Origin of the sequence: Novosphingobium sp. Chol11 (genome assembly GCF_945870625.1) — a bacterium.
In the GTDB taxonomy this organism is placed as follows: domain Bacteria; phylum Pseudomonadota; class Alphaproteobacteria; order Sphingomonadales; family Sphingomonadaceae; genus Novosphingobium.
The window spans coordinates 1-7,688 of the sequence record NZ_CAMBTS010000126.1; the positions used below are offsets into that span (position 1 = coordinate 1).

Below are 7,688 nucleotides of genomic sequence, written 5' to 3' on the forward strand. Positions count from 1 at the left end.
TGCTGTTGGCTGGCAAAATCGTCTGACGATTTGAACCAGCCTTCAAACAGGTGCCCGGCGGCTTCGCACTGCAGATCGAATACAATCATATCGGCAAGGATTTAGGGATGATCCGGCGATTGGCAAGGCTGGGCAATTGGCCGCGCACGTCGCTGAGCCGGGCTGGATCGATCACGGCGAACCCTAGTTGCGCGCCGGTTCCGTCGCCCTCGCCCAGATCGAGCAGCACATCGCCCCATGGATCGATCGCGAGCGAATGGCCAAAGGTTTCACGCCCATCGCCGTGGCGGCCGGCCTGCGCCGCGCTGATGACAAACGCGCTGGCTTCCACGGCGCGGGCGCGCTGCAACAAATGCCAGTGCGCGCGTCCGGTCGGCACGGTGAACGCGGCGGGAATGGCGATCGCATCGCAGCCTTGCCGGCCAAGCTCTTCAAACAGGGCCGGGAAACGGATGTCATAGCAAATCGTCAGGCCTAGCTTGCCGACGGGACATTGGACTGTGACTACTTCCGCGCCGGGCTGATAGGCGGCGGATTCGCGCCAGACCTCGCCGCTCGCCAGATTGACATCGAACATGTGAATCTTGTCGTAGCGGGCTGCGACTTGGCCGGCAGGATCGATCACGAAGGCGCGATTGGCCCACAAATCGGCCCCCGCGTCGCTCTCGATCTGCACCGCCATGCTGCCGATATGCACCCATATTCCCGCATGCGCCGCCGCTTCGCGCACTGCGCTCAGCACCGGGCTGTCTGCCTCGGGCAGGATATGCGCCGCTGCGCGCTTGCGGTCGCGGTCGAGCAAGCCAGACATCTCGGGCGTAAACACCATGGCTGCGCCCCCGGCAGCGGCCGCTGCCACCCCCGCGACCATCACCGCAGCATTGGCGGCAGAATCGATCCCGCTGGTCATCTGCAGCAGGGCCACTGTGACCGGAGGAGCAGGCGCAGTGATGCTCACCTTACGAACCTCATGTGATCAGCCTCATATAGCAAGCATAGCGTCCAATTTGCCGCCGGCCTCGAGCGCGGCCAGATCATCCGATCCGCCCACCGCTGTCCCGCCGATGAAGATTTGCGGCACAGTCATTGCTCCGGGCACGCGCTCCAGCATTTCGGCGCGGCGCGGGCCGCCCATGGTGATGTCATGCTCTTCGTAGACCGCGCCCTTGCTGTCGAGCAGGCGCTTGGCCCGCGAGCAATAGGGGCAGCCCCACTTGGTGTAGATCTCGATGGTGGGGGGGGCAGCCGCGTGTTCGGTCGCTGGATTATCTGTCATCAGAACCTCTTGAAAAGCCGTTCGGCTATCACACATGGGTTTTCGTGTCATGCGCCGCAAGCGGGCTTGGTCACGAAATACCCCCGAAGAAGCGCCGCATATTGGGCTTTGGAGGGACAACGCAGATTGCTCAAACACGAGGATATTGCCATGAACCATCTCGATTTTACCCCCTATCGCCGCACCACTGTCGGTTTTGACCGGCTATTCGATCTGCTCGAACGCCAGGCCCGCGCGCAAGCCGGCGACAACTACCCCCCATTCAACATCGAGCGCCGCAGCGAGGACGCTTTTCGGATCACGCTGGCGGTGGCAGGGTTCAAGCCTGCCGATCTCGATATCACCGCACAGCAGAACCTGCTGGTCATCAAAGGCAGCCGGACCGAGGCGGAGGACAAGCAGTTCCTGCATCTCGGCATCGCCAATCGCGCGTTCGAGCGGCGGTTTGAGCTGGCCGACTTCGTCCGCGTGGAAAGCGCCGATCTGGCCGATGGCCTGCTGATCATCGATCTGGTGCGCGAAGTGCCCGAAGCGATGAAGCCCAAGAAGGTGATAATCGGCGGCCAGCCTTCGCTCGCCATCGTCGAAGGCGGTGCGGCTGCCGCCTGATCCGGCCCTGTTCTGAGTTTTGGTCCCGTTGGGGGCGGACCCGCAAGGTCCGCCCCCTTTTCAAGGTTCAGACCAGCCGCGCCTGTTTCACCGAGGCGGCGATAAACCCTTTGAACAGCGGATGCGGATCAAACGGGCGGCTCTTGAGTTCGGGGTGGAACTGCACGCCGATAAACCACGGATGATCGGGCCGCTCGACAATCTCGGGGAGCAGCCCGTCGGGCGACATGCCGGAGAACACCAGGCCGCCAGCCTCCAGACGGTCACGATACGCGACATTGACCTCATAGCGATGCCGGTGTCGCTCGCTGATTGCGCCGCTGCCATAAATCTGCGCTGCATGGCTGTTGCCCGCTAGAGTGGCCTCATAGGCCCCGAGGCGCATCGTGCCGCCAAGGTCGCCCCCCGCAGCGCGGGTTTCCAGCCCCTCTGGGGTCATCCATTCGGAAATGATGCCGACCACCGGCTCGCTGGTTTCGCCAAATTCGCTCGAACTTGCCGCCGCAATGCCCGCCAGATTGCGCGCGCCCTCGACACAGGCCATCTGCATGCCAAAGCAGATGCCAAGAAACGGCACCTTGCGTTCGCGCGCGAACCGCACGCTGGCGATCTTGCCTTCGGCGCCGCGCTCGCCAAATCCGCCGGGCACCAGAATGCCGTGCATCGGCTCAAGCAGCGCGGCGATCTCGGCGTCGTCTTTCTCAAACAGCTCGGCGTCGATCCAGCGGATATTGACCTTGACCCGGTTGGCCATGCCGCCGTGCACCAGCGCCTCGTTGAGCGACTTGTAGGCATCCTGCAGACCGATATACTTGCCCACCACGCCGATCGTCACTTCGCCTTCGGGGTTTTGATAGCGATCGACGATGTCGGCCCAGCGCGCCAGATCCGGCGCTGTCGCGCCGAGCCCGAAATGGCGCAGCACTTCGCCGTCCAGCCCCTCGCCGTGGTATTGGAGCGGCACCGAATAGATGCTTTGCGCATCCAGCGCCGGGATCACCGCCTCTTTGCGCACATTGCAGAACAGCGCGATCTTGGCGCGCTCGGTTTCGGGCAACGGATGTTCGCAGCGGCACAGCAGGATATCGGGCTGGATGCCAAGCCCGGTCAATTCGCGCACCGAATGCTGCGTCGGCTTGGTCTTGAGCTCGCCTGCTGCGGCGATGTAGGGCACCAGCGTAACGTGCACAAAGCACGTCGCCTCGCGCCCCAGCTCGTTGCGCAGTTGGCGGATAGCCTCGATAAACGGCAGGCTTTCGATATCGCCGACGGTGCCGCCGATCTCGCACAGCACGAAATCGAGGTCTTCGGTCTCGGCGCGCGCGAATTCCTTGATCGCATCGGTCACGTGGGGGATCACCTGCACGGTCGCGCCCAGATAATCGCCGCGCCGCTCCTTGGTGATGATGTCGCGGTAGATCCGGCCCGAGGTAATGTTGTCGGACTGGCGCGCCGAAACCCCGGTAAAGCGCTCGTAGTGCCCTAGATCGAGATCCGTCTCAGCGCCGTCATCGGTCACGAACACCTCGCCGTGCTGATACGGGCTCATCGTGCCCGGATCGACGTTGAGATACGGATCGAACTTGCGGATGCGCACACGAAAACCGCGCGCTTGAAGCAGAGCCGCAAGGCTTGCCGCCATCAGCCCTTTGCCCAGCGAGGAGACCACGCCGCCGGTGATGAAAATGTACCGCGCCATGGGGACTAAGCCTTATCGTCAGATGCAGCGCGCGCGCAAGAGAGCACCGCCAGAATTGCGCAGCCAATCCACAGGCCCGATGTTCAGGCCCGATCAACCGGCAAGACCACGCGCGGCGACTTGCCAATCAGATGTTACGAATTGGCGGCGTTATGGCTTGGTGGCTGGTGCCAGGGGATCGGCAGGCCCGGGGCGCGCCGCCGGTTCTGATGCCGGCTGCGTTTCGGCTGGGCCGACAGCCGGAATGCCCTGCACCGGCGCACCTTGCGCCTTTGCCAAGGGGTCTGCCGGGATAACCGGGGCCGCCGGAACAGTGCGATCCAGCGAGGTGTCGATCTTGCGGCCAGTGGTCGTGCTCACCGCGAGCGCAGCGAGCACGATGCTCAGGCCCACAAACAAGGTCGCCAGCACCGTCGTTGCCCGGGTCAGAAAATCGGCCGCACCGCGCGCCGACATGAAACCTGCCGGGCTTCCACCGACGCCCAGGCCGCCACCTTCGGACTTCTGGATCAGGATAACGCCCACCAGCGCCGCTGCGATCAGCGCTTGAACCACGGTCAGAAAGATAAAGAACGACATGCTGATCCTGCCTCGAATGTTGCCGCTCATCTAAGCGGCGCGGGCTGCTTGCGCAAGGCGCGATGGGGCCAGCGGCGATGCGCCCCGCCGCGATGCGCGCGCTCAGTCGATGGGGCGGCTTGCCGCAGCAATGATCGGCAGAAAGGCATCGGCGGTCAGGCTGGCGCCGCCAACCAGCGCGCCCTCCACTCCTTCTGCTGCCAGCAAGGCGCCGGCATTCTCGCCATTGACCGAGCCGCCATAAAGGATGCGCACTTTGGCATGGCTGTCGCCAAACGCGGCAATCAGCCGCGCCCGCACCGCGGCATGCATCGCGATCACATCCTCGATCGCCGCCACCCGGCCGGTCCCGATCGCCCAGACCGGTTCATAGGCAATCGCCAGCCTTGCCGCTGCAATCGCCTCGACAATGCCTTCGCCCTTAGGCAGCGAGCCATCGATCTGTTTGCCGACAACCGCCTCAGCCTTGCCCGCATCGCGCTCGGCCAATGTTTCGCCCACGCACAGGATCACCCCCAGCCCCGCCGCCAGCGCCGCCTTCGCCTTTGCGCGTACCGCAGCATTGGATTCCTTGTGATCGCGGCGGCGTTCACTATGCCCGACGATCACGAAATCCGCACCAATATCGGCCAGCATCGCTGCCGAAACATCGCCAGTATGCGCGCCCTTTACTTCGGCATGGCAATCCTGCCCGCCGACGCCGATCGCGCTCACTGCCTCGCGCAGCGCGTCGATCAGGGTGAACGGCGGGGCCAGGGCGATTTCAACGTCCGGATAACGCTGTGCCGCCCGGTCGATCGAGCGCGCTTCGGCCAGCATCGTGCGGCTGCCGTTCATCTTCCAGTTTCCGACGATATAGGGTCGCTGCGTCATGGATTGGGGTATCGTCCTGTGATTGATGTCATAACCTGCCGGGCGCGCTTAACAAACAGGTCCTTGCCTGCAAAGGGGAATGCGGACGAAACAGTGGAACGAACCGCAAGGCAATGGAGTAAACCTTCAAACAAAGGCCCTCCGTTCGCCACCAGATTGCCCCGCCCCAGATCTGCCCCCATTGCGGCAAGCGCGTTTGGCCCCTAATGCGGCGCTTGCAACCATCTATCTTATGATCGGCGTACATGCTCAGTTTCTTTCGCTCCTTTACCAAATCGCGGATCGGTGTGTTCATCACGCTGGTGTTTCTGGGCCTGATCGCGCTCGCATTTGCTGGCGCAGACATATCGTCGAATACCTTTGGTGGAGTCGCCGGGGGTGATCGCGCCGCGACGGTCGGCCAAACGCGCATCGATGTATCCGAGCTTAGCCAGAGCATGACCCGAGCGCTCGAAAACGCGCGCCAGCAAAGCCCGGCGCTGACGATGAAGGAATTTGTGGAAGGCGGCGCAGTCGATGAGATGCTCAGCCAGTTGGCGGATCGCGCGGCGCTGATGGAATGGGGCAAGCGCCACGGCTTTGCCACAGGCGAACGGCTGATCGACAGCGAAATCACGAAAAGTCCGGCGTTCAAGGGCGCAGACGGACGGTTCAGCGAGCAAGCCTACAAGCAATTGATCGCTCAGCGCGGCCTTAGCGAAGCGTTGGTTCGCGATGATTTTGCCAAAGGGCTGATGGCGCGTCAGTTGCTCGTGCCCGCCAGCATCGGCGCGCGCCTGCCGCGTGAGGCGGCGCTGCGCTATATCGCGCTGGCCAAGGAAAGCCGGGAAGGCTCCGTTCTGCTCGTGCCCTCGCTACTGTTTGCGCCGAAAACGCCGCCCACCGAGGCGCAATTGGCCGGGTATTATAAAGCCAACGTCGCGCTTTATACGCGCCCCGAAAGCCGCGCCATTCGCTTCGTCGCCTTCGACGATAGCGTGATCAAGGATATCGTCCAGCCCAGCGACAGCGATGTGCAAGCCCGCTACAAGCTCGGCGCGGCCACTTACGCCCCCAGCGAAACCCGCAGCCTGACCCAGGTGATCGTGCCGACAGAAGCGGCGGCCAAAGCATTCGCCAGCGAAATTGCGGGCGGAAAGTCGATCGAGGCCGCCGCCGCCGCCAAAGGGCTTTCGGCCAGCAAGCTCGACAAGCAATCCCGCGCGGCGCTCCTTGCCGCCGCATCGCAGGCCGTCGCCGACGCCGCCTTTGCCGCCGCGCAAGGCAAGCTGGCCGCGCCTGCCAAGAGCGGGCTGGGCTGGCATGTGATCCGGGTCGATGGCATTGCCCGCAATCCGGGCAAAACCTTCGATCAGGCAAAGCCCGAGATTGTGGCCGCGATCATCGCGGAAAAGCGCCGTTCCGCGCTCACCGATCTATCGGCCAAGCTTGAGGAGCAGTTCGGCAACGGGACCGGTCTTGCCGATGTCGCCAAATCGCTGGGGCTCTCGCTCATCACCACCGATCCGATCCTTGCCGATGGCACGGTTCCCGGAAAGCCGCCGGGCGCGCTGTCTGCCGATCTTGCGCCGCTGGTGCAAACCGCCTTCACCATGGAGCGCGAAGGCGAACCGCAGATCGCCGAAGTCTTGCCGGGCAAGCGCATCGCGATCTTCGATGTGGCCCGCATCGTGCCCGCCGCACCGCCGCCCCTTGCTGAAATTCGCGCGCAAATTGCCGCCGATTTCGCACGCAGCCAAGGCCTCGGCGCCGCCAAAGCTGCCGCCGACAAGCTGATTGCCGCGCTCGGCAAGGGCACCTCACTGGTCGACGCGCTCAAATCGCTGGACACCGCGCTGCCTCCGCCGCGCGACGTTGCCATCTCGCGCGAACAAGTGAACTCGATGCAGGGCCGCGTGCCCCCGCCGCTGGCGCTGATGTTCGCCATGGCGGGCGGCACCGCCAAGCGGCTCGAAGCGCCGAACAAGGAAGGCTGGCTGGTCGTCCATCTGCGCAAGATCAAGCTGGGCGAGGTTGCTCCGAACGATCCGGTGATCGAGCAGGCCCGGCGCGAACTGGGCGAAGCCGCTGGGCAGGAATATGCCTTCGCGCTGCGCGCCGCGATGCGCGACGAAATCGGCGTCAAACGCAACGAAGCCGGGATCCGCGCGGTCCGCACGCAGCTTCTGGGCGGGCAATAAGCCGGGTGCCCTTGCGTGTCGGCGAAACGGCTGCGCCGGGCGATGCCGCGCCGGCAAAAGCTGGCCCGGAAAATGCCGCCGCCGCCGCCGAAGCGCTCGGGCATGGCAAGCCCGCGCTGATCTGGCGCAAACTGCTGGCCGATACCGAAACCCCGGTCGGCGCGGCGCTCAAGCTGATCGAGCCCGGGCGCGGCGATTTCCTGCTCGAATCGGTTCAAGGCGGCGAAGTGCGCGGGCGCTACAGCCTGCTCGGCATCGATCCAGACCTGCTGTTCCGCGCGCATGGGCATAGCGCCGAGATCAACCGCGCGTGGCAGCATGATCACAGTGCCTTCGTGCCGCTTGCGGGGGATAGCCTCGAAGAATTGCGCGCGCTGGTCAGCGCCTGCCGCATCGATGTGCCCGCAGGCCTGCCCAAATCGCTCGCCTGCCTCGTCGGCTATTTCGGCTATGAAACGGTGGGCCTTGTCGA

General features: G+C 64.2%; 8 protein-coding genes and 1 pseudogene. 3 read left to right on the forward strand and 6 right to left on the reverse strand.

The annotated features are described in order from the left end of the window. From Q0O40_RS14445 to grxC, 3 genes are all read right to left on the reverse strand, one after another. Positions 1-89, reverse strand: an 89-nt coding sequence (locus Q0O40_RS14445) for a DUF1178 family protein (RefSeq protein WP_295531376.1), incomplete at its 3' end; no start/stop codon positions are given. Next, positions 86-958 (reverse strand): carbon-nitrogen hydrolase family protein, encoded by an 873-nt coding sequence (locus Q0O40_RS14450; protein WP_295531354.1) that lies wholly within the window; start codon positions 956-958, stop codon positions 86-88. The genes Q0O40_RS14450 and Q0O40_RS14445, both read right to left, overlap by 4 nt. Before the next feature lie 24 nt (positions 959-982). Beyond that, positions 983-1,276 carry a glutaredoxin 3 gene (gene grxC / locus Q0O40_RS14455; RefSeq protein ID WP_295531357.1) on the reverse strand — a complete coding sequence of 98 codons (294 nt, stop codon included), beginning with the start codon at positions 1,274-1,276 and terminating at the stop codon, positions 983-985. Positions 1,277-1,426: 150 nt separating this feature from the next. Here grxC and Q0O40_RS14460 point away from each other — a divergent pair, with 150 nt between their 5' ends. Then, positions 1,427-1,885: an Hsp20 family protein gene (locus Q0O40_RS14460; RefSeq protein WP_295531360.1), complete on the forward strand. Its 459-nt coding sequence runs from the start codon at positions 1,427-1,429 to the stop codon at positions 1,883-1,885. A 67-nt stretch (positions 1,886-1,952) separates the two neighbouring features. Here Q0O40_RS14460 and Q0O40_RS14465 read toward each other — a convergent pair whose 3' ends face one another. From Q0O40_RS14465 to tpiA, 3 genes are all read right to left on the reverse strand, one after another. Continuing rightward, complete coding sequence (locus tag Q0O40_RS14465) at positions 1,953-3,584, reverse strand: CTP synthase (RefSeq protein ID WP_295531364.1); 1,632 nt, start codon at positions 3,582-3,584, stop codon at positions 1,953-1,955. A 150-nt stretch (positions 3,585-3,734) separates the two neighbouring features. Beyond that, entirely contained in the window at positions 3,735-4,163 is a 429-nt protein-coding gene (gene secG, locus Q0O40_RS14470; protein WP_295531367.1) for a preprotein translocase subunit SecG, read from the reverse strand. A gap of 102 nt (positions 4,164-4,265) precedes the next feature. Then, positions 4,266-5,036: a triose-phosphate isomerase gene (tpiA, locus tag Q0O40_RS14475; RefSeq protein WP_295531370.1), complete on the reverse strand. Its 771-nt coding sequence runs from the start codon at positions 5,034-5,036 to the stop codon at positions 4,266-4,268. A gap of 245 nt (positions 5,037-5,281) precedes the next feature. On the opposite strand from tpiA, the gene Q0O40_RS14480 reads away from it, so the two are divergent. After that, positions 5,282-7,216 carry a peptidylprolyl isomerase gene (locus Q0O40_RS14480; protein WP_295531373.1) on the forward strand — a complete coding sequence of 645 codons (1,935 nt, stop codon included), beginning with the start codon at positions 5,282-5,284 and terminating at the stop codon, positions 7,214-7,216. Between the two features lie 116 nt (positions 7,217-7,332). Then, positions 7,333-7,688, forward strand: a pseudogene (locus Q0O40_RS14485) (anthranilate synthase component I); the annotation flags it as partial.